This is a genomic window from Sphingobium chungangianum (assembly GCF_977014255.1).
The window spans coordinates 24,275-41,163 of the sequence record NZ_CDRNIV010000003.1; the positions used below are offsets into that span (position 1 = coordinate 24,275).

At 62.4% G+C, this 16,889-nt stretch carries 16 protein-coding genes and 2 pseudogenes; 2 read left to right on the forward strand and 16 right to left on the reverse strand.

What is annotated here, in order from left to right; all coding sequences use genetic code 11:
- Window positions 1-7 precede the first annotated feature (7 nt).
- The 11 genes and pseudogenes from ACWNC0_RS04285 to ACWNC0_RS04335 form a co-directional block, all read right to left on the reverse strand.
- Window positions 8-235, reverse strand: a complete 228-nt coding sequence (locus tag ACWNC0_RS04285) for an EexN family lipoprotein (protein ID WP_449469884.1) — start codon at window positions 233-235, stop codon at window positions 8-10.
- A complete protein-coding gene (locus tag ACWNC0_RS04290) occupies window positions 232-942 on the reverse strand; it encodes a type IV secretion system protein (protein ID WP_449469885.1) in 711 nt (236 codons plus the stop codon). Before ACWNC0_RS04290 ends, ACWNC0_RS04285 begins: the two co-directional genes overlap by 4 nt.
- A gap of 4 nt (window positions 943-946) precedes the next feature.
- A pseudogene (locus ACWNC0_RS04295) lies at window positions 947-3,363 on the reverse strand (VirB4 family type IV secretion/conjugal transfer ATPase).
- Window positions 3,356-3,691, reverse strand: coding sequence for a type IV secretion system protein VirB3 (locus ACWNC0_RS04300; protein ID WP_149524010.1), 336 nt, complete (start codon window positions 3,689-3,691; stop codon window positions 3,356-3,358). The pseudogene ACWNC0_RS04295 and the gene ACWNC0_RS04300 overlap by 8 nt, the downstream one beginning before the upstream one ends.
- A gap of 10 nt (window positions 3,692-3,701) precedes the next feature.
- Window positions 3,702-4,043 (reverse strand): TrbC/VirB2 family protein, encoded by a 342-nt coding sequence (locus tag ACWNC0_RS04305; protein WP_449469886.1) that lies wholly within the window; start codon window positions 4,041-4,043, stop codon window positions 3,702-3,704.
- Window positions 4,044-4,233: 190 nt separating this feature from the next.
- Window positions 4,234-4,722, reverse strand: coding sequence for a lytic transglycosylase domain-containing protein (locus tag ACWNC0_RS04310; RefSeq protein WP_449469888.1), 489 nt, complete (start codon window positions 4,720-4,722; stop codon window positions 4,234-4,236).
- The gene (locus ACWNC0_RS04315) at window positions 4,719-5,081 is read right to left on the reverse strand and encodes a hypothetical protein (protein ID WP_449469890.1); all 363 of its coding nucleotides are present in this window, start codon (window positions 5,079-5,081) and stop codon (window positions 4,719-4,721) included. The genes ACWNC0_RS04310 and ACWNC0_RS04315 overlap by 4 nt, the downstream gene beginning before the upstream one ends.
- A gap of 128 nt (window positions 5,082-5,209) precedes the next feature.
- Window positions 5,210-6,121 carry a phytanoyl-CoA dioxygenase family protein gene (locus ACWNC0_RS04320; RefSeq protein ID WP_449469891.1) on the reverse strand — a complete coding sequence of 304 codons (912 nt, stop codon included), beginning with the start codon at window positions 6,119-6,121 and terminating at the stop codon, window positions 5,210-5,212.
- A gap of 18 nt (window positions 6,122-6,139) precedes the next feature.
- The gene (locus ACWNC0_RS04325; protein WP_449469892.1) at window positions 6,140-6,754 is read right to left on the reverse strand and encodes an acyl-homoserine-lactone synthase; all 615 of its coding nucleotides are present in this window, start codon (window positions 6,752-6,754) and stop codon (window positions 6,140-6,142) included.
- Window positions 6,755-6,827: 73 nt separating this feature from the next.
- Window positions 6,828-7,577, reverse strand: a complete 750-nt coding sequence (locus tag ACWNC0_RS04330) for a LuxR family transcriptional regulator (RefSeq protein WP_449469894.1) — start codon at window positions 7,575-7,577, stop codon at window positions 6,828-6,830.
- Between the two features lie 20 nt (window positions 7,578-7,597).
- Window positions 7,598-8,356, reverse strand: a complete 759-nt coding sequence (locus tag ACWNC0_RS04335) for an autoinducer binding domain-containing protein (RefSeq protein WP_449469896.1) — start codon at window positions 8,354-8,356, stop codon at window positions 7,598-7,600.
- A gap of 264 nt (window positions 8,357-8,620) precedes the next feature.
- Here ACWNC0_RS04335 and ACWNC0_RS04340 point away from each other — a divergent pair, with 264 nt between their 5' ends.
- Both ACWNC0_RS04340 and ACWNC0_RS04345 read left to right on the forward strand, forming a co-directional pair.
- Window positions 8,621-9,187 carry a hypothetical protein gene (locus tag ACWNC0_RS04340; RefSeq protein ID WP_449469897.1) on the forward strand — a complete coding sequence of 189 codons (567 nt, stop codon included), beginning with the start codon at window positions 8,621-8,623 and terminating at the stop codon, window positions 9,185-9,187.
- Between the two features lie 166 nt (window positions 9,188-9,353).
- Entirely contained in the window at window positions 9,354-10,748 is a 1,395-nt protein-coding gene (locus tag ACWNC0_RS04345; RefSeq protein ID WP_449469898.1) for an ISNCY family transposase, read from the forward strand.
- A 215-nt stretch (window positions 10,749-10,963) separates the two neighbouring features.
- Here the strand turns inward: ACWNC0_RS04345 and ACWNC0_RS04350 are convergent, their stop codons facing one another.
- From ACWNC0_RS04350 to ACWNC0_RS04370, 5 genes and pseudogenes are all read right to left on the reverse strand, one after another.
- Entirely contained in the window at window positions 10,964-11,647 is a 684-nt protein-coding gene (locus ACWNC0_RS04350) for a ZIP family metal transporter (RefSeq protein WP_449469900.1), read from the reverse strand.
- Window positions 11,648-11,729: 82 nt separating this feature from the next.
- Window positions 11,730-12,701: a cation diffusion facilitator family transporter gene (locus tag ACWNC0_RS04355; RefSeq protein WP_449470007.1), complete on the reverse strand. Its 972-nt coding sequence runs from the start codon at window positions 12,699-12,701 to the stop codon at window positions 11,730-11,732.
- Between the two features lie 16 nt (window positions 12,702-12,717).
- Window positions 12,718-13,059: a DUF190 domain-containing protein gene (locus ACWNC0_RS04360; protein ID WP_449469902.1), complete on the reverse strand. Its 342-nt coding sequence runs from the start codon at window positions 13,057-13,059 to the stop codon at window positions 12,718-12,720.
- 14 nt (window positions 13,060-13,073) lie between these two features.
- Window positions 13,074-16,330 (reverse strand): annotated as a pseudogene (locus ACWNC0_RS04365) (efflux RND transporter permease subunit).
- Between the two features lie 3 nt (window positions 16,331-16,333).
- Window positions 16,334-16,837 carry an HlyD family efflux transporter periplasmic adaptor subunit gene (locus ACWNC0_RS04370; RefSeq protein ID WP_449469904.1) on the reverse strand — a complete coding sequence of 168 codons (504 nt, stop codon included), beginning with the start codon at window positions 16,835-16,837 and terminating at the stop codon, window positions 16,334-16,336.
- Window positions 16,838-16,889: the final 52 nt, after the last annotated feature.

Sequence of the window (16,889 nt, forward strand, 5' to 3'; positions counted from 1 at the left end):
ATCACGGTCAATGGGCCGGCGAGAGCGAGCGCAGCTTTTGATCAAGCGTCTTCACACTCTCTGCGTTCGAGCATTCCTGTGCGTCGCGATGCGTGCCATCGCCGCACGCCTTCAGGACTTCCGCGAGCTCTTGGGGGTGGGCTTTGAGGTAATCCTTTCCGCGCGCAGGGGGTTGGCACGCGACCAGAAATGCCGGGACCAAAAGCGCGAATGCCTTGAAGATGGTTGCCTTCATTGATGGAGGCTCCCAAGTTTTCTTGCTAAGATTTGCTCGCTCTCCTGCTGCGATCGAATCCGCTGCTCCGCCTGCTGCCTCATTGTGAGAGCCTGAAGTTGCACTGCGTCGTTCTGGATATGAGCATTTTCCACGCCGACACGGGCTTGGATATCCATCACGTCCTTCGCGTCTGACGCGGTGTCGAGCGACGAGCGCAGTTCTTCGAGACCCGTCGTCCGCTGGGCGGTGACGCCATAAGCTGCTTCGGCAATGGCCGCGTCGCGCGCCGCCATGTCACCATTTCGAGAGATGGAATCGCGGTTCGAGCGCTCGAAAGCCGTCGCATCCGGGCGCAGTTCGGGAAGCTCGACACGGTTGCTGCTACGGATCCGATCTGCGGCGGTCCCAAGGCTACCGAGGCCCGTGGTGTCGGATGACATGAGGCGCTGAATATCCCGTGCTTCGCTCGGCAAGAGGTGGCGAACGGCATCGGTGTTCAGGGACGAGGCAATCTGGTTGACGTTCGTCAGCTTGTTGGCGCTGTTGTAGAGCTCGGTAGCCTGCGAAATCTGCTGTTTGCCCTGCTCGATCATCGACAGGGTGTTCTTCACCGTCGAGAGCGTCTGCAGGAAGGTGCTGGAATCATAGACCGGAATGCCTTGCGCGAACGCCGGCGTGGACATTGCCAGTCCGCCGACAATCGCGAGCGCTCGAATTGCTTTCATGACCTTATCCTTTCCTTCTGGTGGTGGCCCGACGGCGCTCGTGAAAGACGGGCAGCCAGTCGCTGGGATCGTCGCCATGTTCGCGGCGAACCTGATCGAGGATTCCGACGGTTTCAGTGGTGCCCGAGAGGACGGCCAGTTCGTCGGACAGACCGCCGAGATCGAGTTCCACGACGATGGAATCGTGTCCCTGCTTGACCAGAAACCGCCGGCTTTCGGGGATCAGATCGTTTCTGATGAGTTTGAACTCGGCGCGGGTGAGGCCAAGCCCATCGATATAATCGACCTCCCGGCCATGCGGGTTGGGCAAGAGGATCTTGGTGGCGACCTGCTCCATGATGCTATGCGAGATGTCCGAGCGCAGCGCGTCGGCCGGGCTTTGCGTGCCGAAGACCAGAAAGGCATTCTGCTTCCGGTAGGTCTTGAGGCCATCCTGGGCGAAGGCGCGGAACGCGTCGTCGCCCAGCGCTTTCCAGAACTCGTCGATATCGATCACGAGCCGGCGGCCATCGAGCAAGGCATCGATCCGGTGGAACATGTACATCATCAGCGGCGTGCGGATCTCGGGATTGTCGAGGAAATCCGTCATGTCGAAACCGATGAACCGGGCATCAAGGGTCAACTCGTCACGGTCATTGTCGAACACCCAGCCAAGCGCTCCGCCGCGCGACCATTTCTCAAGCCGCGCGCCTATCCCTTCCGGATCGCGCTGCCCGAGCAACTGCCGGAGCGCGAGGATGGACCGCTCCTCCGGGGAAGGCGTCCGATCGAGAGGATGCCCTCGTCAATCATGCGCTCCTGAGTGACGCCGAGTTGGCTCCCTGCAGGCGTTACGAAATGGCGGATCAGCCTGCCGAGGAAGACGATGTTGCCCGGGCTCTGCTCGAGCGCGCGGAGCGGTGCGAAGCCGGTCGGCACGCCGTTGCGCAGCGCCAGATACGTGCCACCGGATGAGCGCACATAGATCTCAGCGCCTCGGTCCTTATCGATGAAGATCTGCTGCGCGCCGGTTTTCTCGAGTTGCGCCATAAGGAAATTCTGGACGACAGTCTTGCCGCCTCCCGACGGACCGATGATCAGCGTATGACCGAGATCGTTCACATGAAAATTGAAGTAGAAAGGGGACTGAGCCGCGGTCTTCATCAATGCGATCGCAGCGCCCCAATGGTTGCCCTCCGCCTTGCCGGCAGGAAAGGTGTGGAAGGGGGAGAGGGCGGCGAAATTGCGTGACGTGATCGCCGCCGGCCGCGCACGCCACGCAAAGTTACCCGGAAGCTGCGACCAGAAAGCGGCTTCCAGCGCCGGGCCTTCCCGCGCCGAGACCAGACCGGCATCGGCAAGCGCTGCCCGCGCCGTTGAGAGATTCTCGGCTAGGCGTTTCTGATTTTCACCGAAGACCGCGAGCGAGAAATGATGCTCGCCCAGGACAAAGCGATTGCTCTGCAGATCGTCGGCCGCGTCCGCCAACTCAAGCGCCTGACTTGCAGCGGCATCCTCGGTCGATGCCATCTGGTTCTGGCGCCGCCGCAGGCGCTCGGAGGCCCGCGCCTTGCCCATGAACGCAAAGGACTGCGTGACGACGAACGCGAAGTCCTGGCTAAGGAGCGCGTTCATCTGGCCGGGTCGCGTCATGGCCGGATATTCGCGAATACCGAACAGACCGACGAAGCGGCTCGTATCATGCGCGCGCACCTCGACCGTCTCGCGGCCGAAGATCACGCGTTCCCCATAGATGGCGGAACCGAGATGGCCGCGGACCAACGGCACTCTGCCGGCGCGGCCCATCATTACCAGCTCGAGCACCTCGAGCGGTTGGGAGAACATCAGGCCGTTATGCTCGTAGAGGTGCAGACGCCGAGGCCGGCAGCGTGCGAGGAGCTTCTCGATATCGCGCGCCTTATCCTCGAAGCGTGCGAGCTCATCCTCGTCCACCTCGGTCCCTTCCTTGCGTGCCGACGCCAGACGGCGAAGCAGCACGCCGGTGCGGTCGGCCGATCCCACGGACGGGCGCATGATCAGGGTGAGGTACAGTTCGTTGACAAACATCCGCTTGGCGGTGACGCGCGCACGATATTTTGCATCGAGGTCGGCCGCAAAAGCCGAGCGGAACTCGCCTTCGGGATAGTCCGTGATCGGCCGGCGAACGATGTGGGTCCAGATCGCGAGGCGGTCGTCGGCAATATTGCGCAGCGTACCGTTGAGCTTCTCGTGCCAGTCGTTGAGATGGACAGGGTCGGCGGTTTCGAACGCCATGCCTTCGAGCTTGAACATCATCATGAGGTCGCGCCCATCGAGCGCGATGACGTTCTCGTCGATATGGCGCGCATAGGGTAGGTAACGCGCCGGGTCGGCCTCTTGTTTGAGGATCCGCCATGGCGTGCGGGCTGTCGCTCCGCTCAATGCGCTGGCCCGGCTAGCCACGTGCGAAGCCCGGGCGCTTCGCCCCGTCGATCGGCAGGGGAGAGTAGGAGCTGCCGCCCCACCAGCCGCGGTTGCGGCAGCGCGCCTTGGTCGTCGTCCACAGCCACAGCAGTCGAAACGCGTTGGCGTCGTGCCGGACAATCAGTCGGGCAATCGCCAGAAACGCACCGGCCAATGCGAAAGCGTAGAGCGGGTTGCCGGTGATGATGAGGGTCAGGCACGCTGCCAGCGCGATCGGCAGCGACGCTTCGATCGGTACGCCCAACCACATCGTTGGTCGGGTCACGGCCAGGAAGAGCGTCTCTTCCCTAAGCTTTTCGTCGTCCATCGCGGCGCACTCACGCGCCGCCGGTGATGGTATCGACGATCCACTGCGCGCTGAACACGATGAAGATACCGACAATGACCGTCACGAGGAGACCGAGGCTGGCACGGCCCGTGAAGAACATGAAGCCGACGATGACGACCGCGATCACCGCGATCGTCTTGGCAAATGTGCCGGTCAGCCAGGTCTTGATATTCTCGGCCATTGACGTGACGCCATCGGCCGCCTGGGCATGCGCGGGGTCGCTCAGCAGCATCGAAACCAGTATGGCGGTGGCGATGAGCGCCAGCGTCTGGACGAAAGCGCGGCGACGTGGTGGGAGCCAGGTCGATACGGTCGAAGCGGGAATTGTCATTCGGTCGGTCCTTCTCTCGATGGCGGTGTCCCGTCGCCAAACACCATCATCGAGGCGGTTTGGGCGCGCGCGGTAATGTCCCAGGACCGCGGTGCTTTCATCGCGGCCTGCGCAATGGGAGGCTCCTGGCTTGGCGTTTCGGATGCGGGTCTTGGAGGGACGGGCCTGACCGAGCCTGCGACGGTTGGCGCTAATCCCCTGATCGCGGGAATGATGGCCGCAGAGCTCGCATAGACTTCGCCACATAGCCGTTGCCAAAGCCACGGGCCTGGCTTCCGGTATTGTACATCGAGAGAGCAACGGAGATCGCGCGATCCGACGAACCCTGGGTGCGCGCCGCGTCAAGGAAGTTGCTCGACAGGACCCGCGCTGCTGCGGCGAGATTGCGACAGGGATCGAATGTGTCCTCGACCGAAAGGCCCAGCCACCGAAGATTGGCGCTGTTGATCTGCCCGAGGCCTAGGTCGATATTATATCCCTTGGCGATCAACGATCGGGCGATCCGGGCGGCCGCCGCAGGCGTCGCGGGTCTTTCGGGTCGGACGCCGCGGGCGTTTACGCCGATGGCCAATGTGTCGAACTTGCTTTCGGCATGCACAACGGAAAGCAGTGTTTCCGGCGCGACCGAAGGCGCGCATTGTTGCGCGAGGGCGACGACACTGGCCAGTTGCAGGATCATTGTGATCCCATTTCGGCTGAGTCCGGAACCGGCGTCAGACGCTCGATATTGGCCAGCGAAAAGGTTTGTTGCCGACCATCGGCAAACGTCATTACGACACGGCGGCGGGTGGCGGAGTCGCGGTCGTAAACTCTCGTCTTCGCGACACCGCCGCCGCTACAGCCGGGAAAGGAGCCGCCGGTCGCCAGCTTTTGCCAAAGCTTGGTCATCGGGGGGATGCACGCGCCATATTGCGTCGCACCGCCCGGATTTGAGAGGCAAAGCAGAACCTGGCAGCCAAGGTCGTTGGCTCGCGCCGGAACCGTCTGGGCGGACATCACCACGAACGGCACGGCAAGGGCAAAGCGCAGGCGCTGCATCTGATTTCTCCGCTTTTCAGCGCCGCTGCATTAAAAATGCGCCGACCGCTCTCCGTTGAAAATCACCTTTCTTTTGAACCCGGCGCGGCATTTTCGGGCAATCCCCCCACAAGGGGGGAGTGCGCCAATCAGATTTCGTTCGATGCGGCGCGCAACCGGCGCTGACCTTCCAGGAATTCCTCAAGCGCTGCGGCTTGATCTGGACGTAACGCATCGATCGCGCCGAGATGGTCGAGACGCTCGTCCCCAAGCAGAATAGATGGGCATCGCCCTTCGTAATTCCCCAGATTGGGTCTGTGTTGCTGATAGCCGATCAGTGCGGCCAGGCTGGGTGCGAACGTGCGCGCCACTTCAGGCGGATACACCAGCCATTGATTTTCGTACGGTTTCAGCCACCCCAGGCAGTAGCTCACGATCATGCCCCGACGCACATCGGACGACTTGTTGCCGCCAGCGCCGTGAAGCGTCGAGCCGAGAAAGACAATCGCAGATCCCGGGCTGCATTCCACGGCAACCGGCTTCTCGGGAGGCTCCGGATTCAGCGCTTTTGCGGCGTGACTGTTCGGCCAGATCAGGGTCGTCCCATTGTCAGCCCGATAGTCGGTGAACGGCCACATCACGTTGATTAGATATTCGATTTCTCCGGTCTGGCCGCGCCACATATCCTGATCCCGGTGTGGAAATTGCGGCAGGGCACCCGGGTGCAGTTCAAGTGCCTGGGCGAGATTGAGCTGGATCGTGTCACACCACGGGCCGAGTATCGCCTGTGCCATCTCAATGATCTGCGGGTGCTGGATGAACGCCGGCGCATGTCGGGATCGCTTGAGCAGACTCCCGAACCGCTTGGTGCGAGCACCATAAAATCCGCCTTCACAAAACGGCGTTGCCTCAAAATGAGGAGCAAGATCTGCGGCCAACAGACCGACGTCGCGCACCGGCATCAGGTTCGGCACGACGCAAAAACCCTCCGCCAACAATGTCTCGCAGAGCGAATGATGCGGCTCAGACCCGAGCGTCGCGGATGCTAATTTCGTCGCCATATCATGATCTCCCAGTTCTCAGGCAGCCGCGCGATCGAGATCCATCAGCTGGATCGACGTGAAGATGCCGGATTGGCGCAGCAGGCCCGGTGTCGCGGGCGAAATATCTATCCGCATCGCAGACAGGCCGCGGTCGGCGTTGCTCGGCATCCCGAGCGGAAGGCATTGCCAACCAAATGCGAGAATCTGCTGAAACCATGCCCACTCAGCAACGCCGGTATATGTCGTGATGCCGTTACAAAGGGCATGTTCGACCAGAGCGGACACGAGACGATTGCGCGTCGCAAGTCGCTCGCGAGCCTTCAGCCTTCGCGCCAAGCAAAAGCGTGTAATCTCGCGGACGGTCGGGCCTGCTGGCGGGATATCGTCACACAGGTAGGGGAAAATTGTGTCGAGGATGTGTGGTCGGTCCGTCCGAAGCAGACGGGCAGATCCGCAATGCTCGCCTTTGCCGTCGGTCACGACAATATAGGTCGCTGCGTCGTCATCGAACTGGTCGATCTCATATCGACCCGCGAGTACGGGAATGTCCCAGCCAAGCAGATCAACAAAGACGCGCTTGCGTTCCTCAAACATCGAGCGGAACAGGCGGTCACTCAATGCCTGTTCAATACCATTACCAATAACAACCATAACGCACCTCCTCGTGAGAGGCCGTCAATCGAGCAGTTTGTAATGAGCGGCGTTATCCCCAGAACTGGGGAGATCAGCGCCGGAGAATGTCGGTGAAGCTGATGGCGCCGTCGAATAGCGCCCGAATGGCGAGCATCGTTCGCTTCGTCACACCGTAACGGTCGCGGGCGTCTTTCAAATGCTGGGTTACCGTTTCAACCCCAACACCAAGGATCCTGGCGATCTCCCAATCGGTCTTTCCCCGCGCGACAAGCGCAACGCATTCTGTTTGCCGATCGGTGAGCTGCGGGGCGGGCGGAATGGGCGCGATGCTCGATCGGGCTACCTTGCGGGCGGCCTCAAATGCAAAACTGCCTACGAGCTGGACCAGCGGTAACTGCGCTTCCTCCAGTTCCTCTCCGTTGCGCATAGCAAAGGAGCATGATCCGTTCGCCTCTCCGGGGATATGGGCGGGGATTGTAAATCCGTCGCCGAGGCCGGCTGTGCGAGCCGCAGCGAGTACGGCGTGATCGCGCGGGTTCAATGTGATCAGCGTTGCCACCTTCGACCAGGCGAAGCCGACGGTCGTGGTGTGGCTGGCGCGATGTATCGGGTCGGCCGCATACAGCCGACCCTCTTCGAACGCGTCGACCCAATCTCGAGGATAGCTGACGAGGCGAACGATTGTGCTGCCAGGGTTCGGTAAGTCGACGTGATGCACCAGCGCAAAATATCGAAAGCCCATCACTGCCGTGATTTCTTCAACAGCCTGCATGAGAGCATGGGGGGTGGTAGCGGCACGGGCCACAGTGCAGAATGCCTGCACTTCGGCAAGGGTGATCATGAACCGCCGATCTGCTTGTGCTACACGAAAGCCTCAATATTGAGATGGCCATCGCGAACAGCGCGAAGCACGAGCTGCGTCCGACGGCGGACACCATAACGTCGGCGCGCGCCTTCGACATATTCGTGAACCGTGTCGCGGCTCAGCCCCAGAATCTGGCCAATTTCCCAGTCGCTTTTCCCCTGTGCCACGAGGTCGAGGCAGTCGATCTGGCGAGGGCTGAGCGCTATCGGCATGTTTGCCAGCTCGTCGGGACCCAGAAGGGTACGCGCCCGGTCGAACGCAACCGTGCCAACCAAACGGGCCGAAAGAAGGTCCGGGCTCGAAATCATCTCGTCGCCTTGGCGTGCCACCGTGAATATCGCGTCGGGCTCGTCCCGCATCCTGATCGGCATGGTGAACCCAGCTGCCAGTCCGTGCGCGCGGCCCCGCTCCAGGATTGATAGCTGGCGCGCATTGGGCGCGATGTAGTCCCCGATCTGATCCCAGGTGAGCCCGGAGACGGTCTTGGCACAGGCGGCGTGGACCGGATCCTCCATATAGAGGCGCGCATCCATCACCTCTTCGATCCAGCGCACCGGGTAGGTGGTTATGAGGAGAGCTTTGCGGGTGGTCCGTTTCAGATCGACATTGTGCACCAATGCGAACCAGCGGAACCCGAACTGACGCACGATCGCATCGAGCATGGATTTGAGTTGGTCGAGGGTCGTTGCCTGCCGGCATTCTGCTTCGAACGCAGTGATGTCACCCAGGCGACCGGCATCTTTCATACTTCCCATAATGCGAACGGTTCGCATTTAGATGGCGGCTTCGTCCAGCCACCGATCGACGAAGCCATTGAAAAACAAGACCGGCTGCCTCTAAAGTCCGACTCCCCGTAAGAAATGCACGGGTCGTCTTTAGTGGGCGTCGCCTGGCATCATGTTGAAAGGGCGCGCGTGACACTTTACCTTCGGGCAAAGTGTCACAGCCGACAAAATGATGAAAATCTGCGGCAAAGGGGATTCACTTCACCCCCTATATGTGCTTGATTCAATCCCGTTATGTTGCACGCTCCGATCATTGGCGATGGCCGCCCGCAACTGGATATGCCGTGCTTGCTGGCGATGCTTGCGCGGTCCTCGTCTCGACCGCGCTACGCTTTCATGGTGCTCAACCTGATTGCGCAGGTTTCCCGATCCGACGGCAGCGCGGGGCCGTTGGTGGCCAAGGGCGGCCGCCTCATTCCCTTGCGTGACTGGCTTTGTGATGCGCTCACCCCGATGGGGCAGCGTGACCCCCGGCGCGTTGCCCTGGAAGAGCGGATACGCAGCGATCTGGCACTGTCAGGCGCATTGCCCGCCAACCTCGATCAGGCGACGGCAGTCGTCGACGACGCCATCCGTGAGCAAGTGCGGGCGTCGGGAAAAACGAATGTGAGCCGGGCAGTATCCGAACTCGTGCGCGCTGGCTTGCTCAAGCGGCACTATCAGGGCTATTGCGTCGATCATCATAATCGCGGTGCGCAGCGCCAGGCCGTCTATGTTCTGGCAGGGTGCGCGCGCGGTCTGATTGGCGGCCGACAAGACCAGCCGCGAGCGGTTCCAAGGCAGGCAGAACTGGCGTTCTGATCACCCCGGAATTGGGCAAATTTAACATAACTAATATTATCGGATCGCTGATGGTGTAAGCGCTAGATAGAAATGACACCCCTCCGCTAGTTAGAAATGACACCCTCGGGCGTCGTCAGCGGAACAGCGGTGGCATGCTTCTCCTGCGGGTCGGGAGAACGCGCTTATGACGGTGCTGGCGATGAGCCACGGCGAGCTATCGCGATTTGATACCTTGATGCGCGTGGAGCGCGGCGAGCTGCGTGTTGAGGACGCGGCCGTGCTGCTCGGATTGAAGCGGCGCCAGATTTTCCGATTGCTTGAGCGATTGCGGTTCGAAGGCGCACAGGGCGTTGTCTCGCGCAAGCGCGGTCGGCCGAGCAATCGGCGGCACAGCGACGCCCTGCGTGAACAGATTATCGCGATCGTCCGCGAGCACTACAGCGATTTCGGTCCAACCTTGGCGCGGGAGTATCTGATTGAGCGTCACGGCATCACGGTCGCCTGCGAGACGCTTCGTCAGCTGATGATCCAGGCCGGTTTATGGAAGGATCGCGAGGCTCGCCGTCCGCGCCCTTATCAACCCCGCTACCGGCGGGATTGCCGCGGCGAGCTGATCCAGATCGATGGCTCGAAGCACTGGTGGTTTGAGGATCGCGGACCGCAGTGCACGCTGCTCGTCTTCATCGACGATGCGACCAGCGAGCTCATGCAGCTGAAGATGGTCGAGAGCGAGAGCACCTTCGCCTACATGGAGGCGACGCGCGAGTATATCGAGCGGCACGGCAAGCCGGTGGCCTTCTACTCGGACAAGCACTCTGTGTTCCGCAACAACACCGCCTCGGCCAAGGGCGACGGGATGACGCACTTCGGCCGCGCGCTAGAGGCGCTCGCCATCGAGATCATCTGCGCGCATTCGCCGCAGGCCAAAGGTCGGGTCGAGCGGGCGAACGGGACTCTCCAGGACCGCCTGGTCAAGGCGATGCGGCTCGAGGGAATCGCGACGATCGCCGAGGCCAACGCGTTTCTGCCCAGCTACATGGAGCGTCACAACGCGCGCTTCGCCAAGGCGCCGTTCGATCCGCGCGATTTGCATCGCCCCCTCGCCCTGCACGATGATCTGCGTGCCGAGATGGTCTGGCGTGAGCACCGCACGGTCACCGCGGCGCTGACGCTGCACTACAACAAGGCGCTGTTTATCCTCGATCCGAGCGAGATCAGTCGGCCGCTGGCGGGAAAGCGGGTGGAAGTCTGCGAATACCCCGATGGTCGGCTCGAGATCCGACATGGGATGCATGCCCTTCCCTACCGGATGTTCGACAAGATCCGGCACGTGAACCAGGCCGCGGTCGCGGACAACAAGCACCTCGATGCGGCGCTGGCGATGGCCAAGGTGATGCAGGAAATGCTGCCGGCGAGGAAGCGCAACAACAACGAGCCGTGTCGACGCTCGCAGGGGAGTCACCTGTTCCCGATGCCCGAGCCGGCGAACGAGATGCCGGTGAAACGCAAACGCGGGCGCCCTCCCCTTCGCCGGCTCACCCCGATCGAGGCGGCGCAGCAGCTGCTCGAGCGCTGTTGAGGGGGCCCACTGCCTGCGCAGCGGGTCCGGGCGCATCAGGGCCAGTGCAGTGCATCAGCAGGGGCTACGCTGCACTCGATCGACAGGCTCCGCGCAGCCCCTGCTGTTCGTGAGCGTGTGACATCTCTATCTGGCGGAAATAGTGTCTTCTCTAAATTGCAGGAACAGATGGTTTGCGGGTTCGGCCACGTCCATCCGTCCGTTTTGCATCGCCCTCACATGAGTTCTTCAAGGAGCATCAGCCCGAGAAAGCCGATGAAGAACATTGTGCTGATCAGCGGTGAATTTGGCTTTTCGTGCGCCTCCACCAGCAGCTCCTCGGTCACGAGATAGAGCAAGGCAATCAGTCCGAAACTCAGAAATCCGGCGATGACCGCCGGCGGAAACTGCGCCACGGGCAGAGCGAGCAGGCTTCCCAGCGGCATCAACAGAGCGAGCGCGAACGTCAGCATCACGATGCGTGTTTTTGACGTCACGGTTTCACCGAGTTCCTCGGTCACCGTTACCCCCAGAAACAGTACCTCGAGAGTGAGCGCGATTGTGAGGAGCAAACCTGCCTGCGCGCCCGCGATAAAGGCCAAACCAAGGACGAGCCCGTCGATCAACAAATCGGTGCCGATCGCCGCTATCAATGCCACGGGGCCGCGCACCCGTGCCTCAAGCGATTTGAGACCCAGCATGACCATAACGCCTGCGGCACCGCCCAGCATAGTGGCGAGCGGCGCCTTGCCGTGCATGACGTCAGGCAAAATTTCGGTGGCCGCGGCGGCAAACACAACGCCAGCCGCCAAGTGCTGAATTGCACTTGTCAGCTTTGGCCCGGGCCGCCGCCACACCGCGATAATCGCGCCGAGCAGTACCGCGAGGACGGGAATAATCGTAAAGGCAATCGCTCTCATAAGTCCGCCCCCTGATCGATCGGCTTTTCCTCACCATCGTCTCGTCGCGCCATCGATCGGCGCCCTGCCCGCCTCGCCGTGATCACACGACGTGGTCGGGCTCGAGCGCGCAAGGCAGCGCTGGATCCGTCTCGATCTGGATGGTCGCGTGATCGATCCCGAACCGCTCCTTGAGCGATGCCGAAATTCCCACCGCAAACGCATCGCCCGGGTAACCGTCCGGAACCAGCAGATGGACGGTAAGCGCTGTCTCGGTGGTGCTCATCGGCCAAATATGCAGGTCATGGACGCCCTTCACGCCCTGCTGCTTGCGCAAGAAGGCACTTATCCGCGCTGGGTCGACGCCATCTGGCGCTGCCTGCAGGCTCATGTTGACCGAATCACGCAGCAAGCCCCACGTCCCGACCGCGACGACAGCGACGATCACCAGACTGGTGACGGGATCGATCCAGGCCCAGCCCGTCAGCACAATGGCCAAGCCAGCGAGCACGACGCCGGCGGAAACCGCGGCATCGGCCGCCATGTGCAAATATGCGCCACGAATGTTGAGATCGCCTTTTCGGCCACGCATGAACAAGAGCGCCGTCGCGCTGTTCACGAGGATACCAATACCGGCAACGATCATGACGGTCGTACCGCCCACGGGCGCCGGTTCGGCAAATTGCCGTATCGCTTCGATCGCAATTACACTGATTGCCACCAGCAACAGGAGCGCATTGAGCAGCGCCGCGAGGATCGACGAGCTTCTAAGACCGTAGGTATAGCGTCCCTTCGGTCGCCGCCGGGCCAGCGTTGCCGCCCCCCAGGCGATCAGCAGGCCCAGCACATCGCTCAGATTGTGGCCCGCGTCGGCAAGTAGCGCCATCGAGCCGGCAATGATGCCGTAGGCCGCCTCTACAATGACGAAACCGAGGTTGAGCGCCGTCCCGATCGCGAAGGCACGACCGAAGTCAGCTGGAGCATGGCTGTGCCCATGTTCGCCATGCCCGTGATCATGAGCGGCATGACCTTCATGGTCATGGCCGGAATCGCTATGGTCATTATGCTCCGACATATCTGCCGACCCCTTCTCATGCGCCACGCGACATCTCCCCCATATTGTCGCCGCCCAGCACTTCGACGGCCTCAAGGGTGATAAGCCCAATGCCCTCGATATCGGCGAGACTGGCGACAAACGCACGAAGGCGCCCGTCGTCGTCGACGATCTCCACAACCAGCGACTGGTCGTCCTCTAGGATATGACGGCGATGGACATGCGCTGATCGGCCGAAGCCGACCAACGCCTGCAGCACCGTAACGCCCGCCATTTTCGCGTCACGCGCGCGCGTAGCGACCACCTCGAACACCTTGCGGTCGCCAAAATAAGCAGCCTCATCGGTGTAGATGCGCAGCAATTTTGCTTGTTCGCTCATCTTCTTCTCCTCTCTCACGCTGTCGCTGGCGAGGCATTCGGCCCCTCGTCGTCATGCTGTTTCGCTGGCCTGCGACCGATCCGCTCGCCAACGCCCAGGACCACCTTGGAAATGGCCGGCAGCACGAGGAGCGTCAGGATCGTCGCCGCGATCAGGCCCCCGATCACGACGGTCGCCAGCGGCTTCTGCACCTCGGCGCCGGTGCCATGGGCCAGCGCCATCGGTACGAACCCGATCGCCGGCACGAAGCCGGTCATGATGACCGGACGCACCTTCTCGAACGTGCCTTCGATGATGGCACGGCTGAGTTCGACGCCGGCTTCCAGCTTCTCCCGGATCGCGGACATCACGACGAGACCGTTCAGCACCGCGACGCCTGCCAGACAGATGAACCCGACCGCCGCCGAGACGGAGAAGGAAATGCCCGTCAGCCAGAGGGTGAACACCCCGCCCGCAAGCCCCAACGGGACGGCAAGGAACACCGCCGCGGCCCGGGCCAGTCCGCCCAATGCCATATAGAGCAGCCCGAAGATCGCCAGGAAGCACAGCGGCACGACGATCGACAGCCGCTGTGCGGCCGCTTGGAGGTTCTGGAACTGGCCTCCCCATTCCAGATAGGAGCCAGACGGCAAGGCCAGCTTGTCGACCTTGGCCTGCGCTTCGGCGACAAAGGAACCGACATCGCGCCCGCGCACATTCGCCTGGATGACCACGCGCCGCTTTCCGTTTTCGCGGCTGATCTGGTTCAGGCCTTCGCTGAACCGGAACTGCGCGACCTGCGAGAGCGGAACGGAGCCCCTGTGCCCGCCAGCCTCCTGGGGAAGCAGGACCGGGAGCGCGGCGAGGGCATCAAGGCTCTCCCGGGTAGCTGCGGGAACTCTGACCGTCACTTCGAAGCGGCGATCGCCCTCGAAGAGCAGACCCGCCTCCCGGCCGCCCATTGCGGCAGCGACCGTGTCGGCAACCTCCTCGATGGTAAGACCGTAGCGGGCGATCGCCGCACGATCGAACTTCACGTCGAGCGTCGGCGAACCGCTGGTCTGCTCCGCCTTTACGTCCGCCGCACCGGGAACCGTCTGGAGCACGCGTACGATTTCCTGCGCAGTGGCGCCCATCTTGTCGAGATCATCGCCATAGAGCTTGATCGCGACATCGCCGCGCACGCCCGCGATCAACTCGTTGAAGCGAAGCTGGATGGGCTGGCTGACCTCGAAGGCGTTGCCGATTTTCGTACCCGCCCGCTCCTCAATCCGCTGAAGCACGTCGGCCTTCGTATTGACGCCTTCGGGCCAGTCTTCCTGCGGTTTGAGGATCACGAAGCCGTCGGAGATGTTCGGCGGCATCGGATCCGTCGCGACTTCGGCCGTACCGGTCTTGGAGAACATGAGCGCCACCTCGGGCAGACTGGTCACGGCGCGCTCCACCTCCCGTTGCATCGCCAGGGATTTTTCAAGCGAAACCGAAGGCACCCGGCTCGAGGCCAGCGCGACATTCTTCTCATCGAGCTGGGGGATGAACTCCTGCCCGAGGAAACCGAACACCAGCGCCGAGGCCGCAAAGAACGCGAAGCCGGCGCCGATGAACGGCCAGGGCCGCGCCACGGCTTTGTCGAGCAAGGGCGCATAGCGCGCCTTGGTCTTGGCGATGATCCAGACCTCCTTTTCGGAAACCTTGCCCCGGATCAGGAGGGCAACCATCGCGGGCACGAAGGTCAAGGCGAGGATGAAAGCCGCGACCAGCGCCAGCATGATCGTAATGGCCATCGGCGAGAAGGTCTTGCCTTCGACCCCGGTGAACATGAGCAACGGCGCGAAGGCGAGCAGGATGATGCCCTGGCCGAATACCGTCGGCTTGATCATCTCCTGTGAAGCCCGCATCGTCTCCTCGAGCCGCTCGCGCAGGGTGAGCAGTCGGCCCTCATGCTCCTGACGATGGGCGAGCCGCGCCAGACAGTTTTCGATGATGATCACCGCGCCATCGACGATCAGGCCGAAGTCGAGTGCGCCCAGGCTATCAGATTGCCCGGGACGCTGAAGGCGTTCATGCCGATCGCCATCATCAGGAACGAGAAGGGAATGATCAGCACGGCGATGATCGCCGCGCGGACGTTGCCGAGCAGCAGGAACAGCGCCGCCGCGACGAGGATAGCGCCTTCGATCAGATTCCGCTGCACCGTGGCGACGGTGGCGTTGACGAGCTTCGAGCGGTCGAGGACCGTCGTCACCTTGATGCCCGGCGGCAACGATTTTCCGAGGCCATCGAGCCGTTCACCGACAGCGCGCGCGACGACGCGGCTGTTTTCGCCGATCAGCATCAGCGCGGTGCCGACCACCGCTTCATGGCCGTTCTGGCTGGCGGCGCCGGTGCGCAGTTCGCCGCCGACCTTCACATTGGCGACATCCTTGACCGCGATCGGCAAGCCGCCGCGCGTGGCGACGATGGCGTCGGCAATCTCATCGATATCGCGAATGCGCGCGTCGGCCCGGAGCAGAAACGCTTCGCCGCCCCGGTTGAAGTAGTTGGCGCCGACCGCGAGATTGGATGCCTCGAGCGCCTTGGCGAGCTCGGAGTAAGAGATGCCGTAGGAGGACAGCTTCACCGGATCGGGTTCGACGATATATTGCTTGGCGTAGCCGCCGATCGAGTTGATCCCTGCCACACCCTGCACGGTGCGAAGCTGGGGCCGGATGATCCAGTCCTGCACCGTGCGCAGATAAGCGGCGCGGCCCACTTCATCGGTCAGCCGCGCACCTTCAGGAGTCAGGAAGCTGCCGTCCGATTGCCAGCCGGGCTGGCCGTTACGGATCGTCGCGCCCTTCCCGCCGGAATTGGCGAAATCGACCGAATACATCAGCACTTCACCCAAGCCTGTGGTGACCGGGCCGATCTGTGGCTGAACGCCATCGGGAAGCGTATCACGCGCCTGGGTCAGCCGTTCGCTGACCTGTTGGCGGGCGAAATAGAGGTCGGTCTTGTCGGTGAAGATCGCCGAGACCTGGCTGAACCCGTTGCGCGAAAGTGAGCGGGTGGTTTCGAGGCCGGGAATGCCGGCAAGGGCCGTTTCGATCGGGAAGGTCACGCGCTTTTCGATTTCGATCGGCGACAGCCCGCGTTCGACGGTGTTGATCTGGACCTGGTTGTTGGTGATGTCGGGAACGGCGTCGATCGGCAGCTTGGTGAGCTGCCACGCACCGAAGCCAGCGACGACGAGAAAGACGAGAACGACCGCCCAGCGTGCGCGGACGGAAAGCGCCATAAGGTTCGCGATCATGGTCTATTCCTCCTCGCCCGCGCCCTTGCCGAGCTCGGCTTTGAGTAAGAAGGCGTTGCGCGTGGCGATGGCCTGGCCAGCGGGGAAACCCGACGCGATTTCGATCCGGCCGGCACTGCGCTGGCCGGTCGTCACGGGCGTCGCCTTGAAGCCCTTGGCGGTACGGACGAACACCACGTCGCGACCGCCCACAGATTGCACCGCTTCTTCGGGAACGACGATCGCGCTGGACGTGACACCCCGGCTTGGAATCATCCGCACGCGGACGGCGAGGCCGGGCTGGAGCAGGCTATTCGTCACATCGAGGACGGCCGTGGCGGCGCGCGTCTCGCCGCTGAGCGTGGGGGTAACCGCTCGCACCCGCGCTTCCACGGTGCGACCATCGGGAAGCTCGACGATCGCCCTGTCCCCCGCTTCGAGGCGAGCGGCGTCGGCGGCGCCGACCGCGGCTTCGATCTGGATCTGGCGGGGATCGGCGACCCGGAACAGCTCCGTCTCCGGTTGCACATAGGCTCCCAGGGGTGACTACACGAAAGTGACGTATCTGCACGGAAAGGGC

Excerpts from the sequence above, each read along its gene's own strand:
- ACWNC0_RS04285 (WP_449469884.1), bottom strand. The coding sequence starts at position 235 with ATGAAGGCAACCATCTTCAAGGCATTCGCGCTTTTGGTCCCGGCATTT.
- ACWNC0_RS04290 (WP_449469885.1), bottom strand. The coding sequence starts at position 942 with ATGAAAGCAATTCGAGCGCTCGCGATTGTCGGCGGACTGGCAATGTCC.
- ACWNC0_RS04300 (WP_149524010.1), bottom strand. The coding sequence starts at position 3,691 with ATGGACGACGAAAAGCTTAGGGAAGAGACGCTCTTCCTGGCCGTGACC.
- ACWNC0_RS04305 (WP_449469886.1), bottom strand. The coding sequence starts at position 4,043 with ATGACAATTCCCGCTTCGACCGTATCGACCTGGCTCCCACCACGTCGC.
- ACWNC0_RS04310 (WP_449469888.1), bottom strand. The coding sequence starts at position 4,722 with ATGATCCTGCAACTGGCCAGTGTCGTCGCCCTCGCGCAACAATGCGCG.
- ACWNC0_RS04315 (WP_449469890.1), bottom strand. The coding sequence starts at position 5,081 with ATGCAGCGCCTGCGCTTTGCCCTTGCCGTGCCGTTCGTGGTGATGTCC.
- ACWNC0_RS04320 (WP_449469891.1), bottom strand. The coding sequence starts at position 6,121 with ATGGCGACGAAATTAGCATCCGCGACGCTCGGGTCTGAGCCGCATCAT.
- ACWNC0_RS04325 (WP_449469892.1), bottom strand. The coding sequence starts at position 6,754 with ATGGTTGTTATTGGTAATGGTATTGAACAGGCATTGAGTGACCGCCTG.
- ACWNC0_RS04330 (WP_449469894.1), bottom strand. The coding sequence starts at position 7,577 with ATGATCACCCTTGCCGAAGTGCAGGCATTCTGCACTGTGGCCCGTGCC.
- ACWNC0_RS04335 (WP_449469896.1), bottom strand. The coding sequence starts at position 8,356 with ATGGGAAGTATGAAAGATGCCGGTCGCCTGGGTGACATCACTGCGTTC.
- ACWNC0_RS04340 (WP_449469897.1), top strand. The coding sequence starts at position 8,621 with ATGTTGCACGCTCCGATCATTGGCGATGGCCGCCCGCAACTGGATATG.
- ACWNC0_RS04345 (WP_449469898.1), top strand. The coding sequence starts at position 9,354 with ATGACGGTGCTGGCGATGAGCCACGGCGAGCTATCGCGATTTGATACC.
- ACWNC0_RS04350 (WP_449469900.1), bottom strand. The coding sequence starts at position 11,647 with ATGAGAGCGATTGCCTTTACGATTATTCCCGTCCTCGCGGTACTGCTC.
- ACWNC0_RS04355 (WP_449470007.1), bottom strand. The coding sequence starts at position 12,701 with ATGTCGGAGCATAATGACCATAGCGATTCCGGCCATGACCATGAAGGT.
- ACWNC0_RS04360 (WP_449469902.1), bottom strand. The coding sequence starts at position 13,059 with ATGAGCGAACAAGCAAAATTGCTGCGCATCTACACCGATGAGGCTGCT.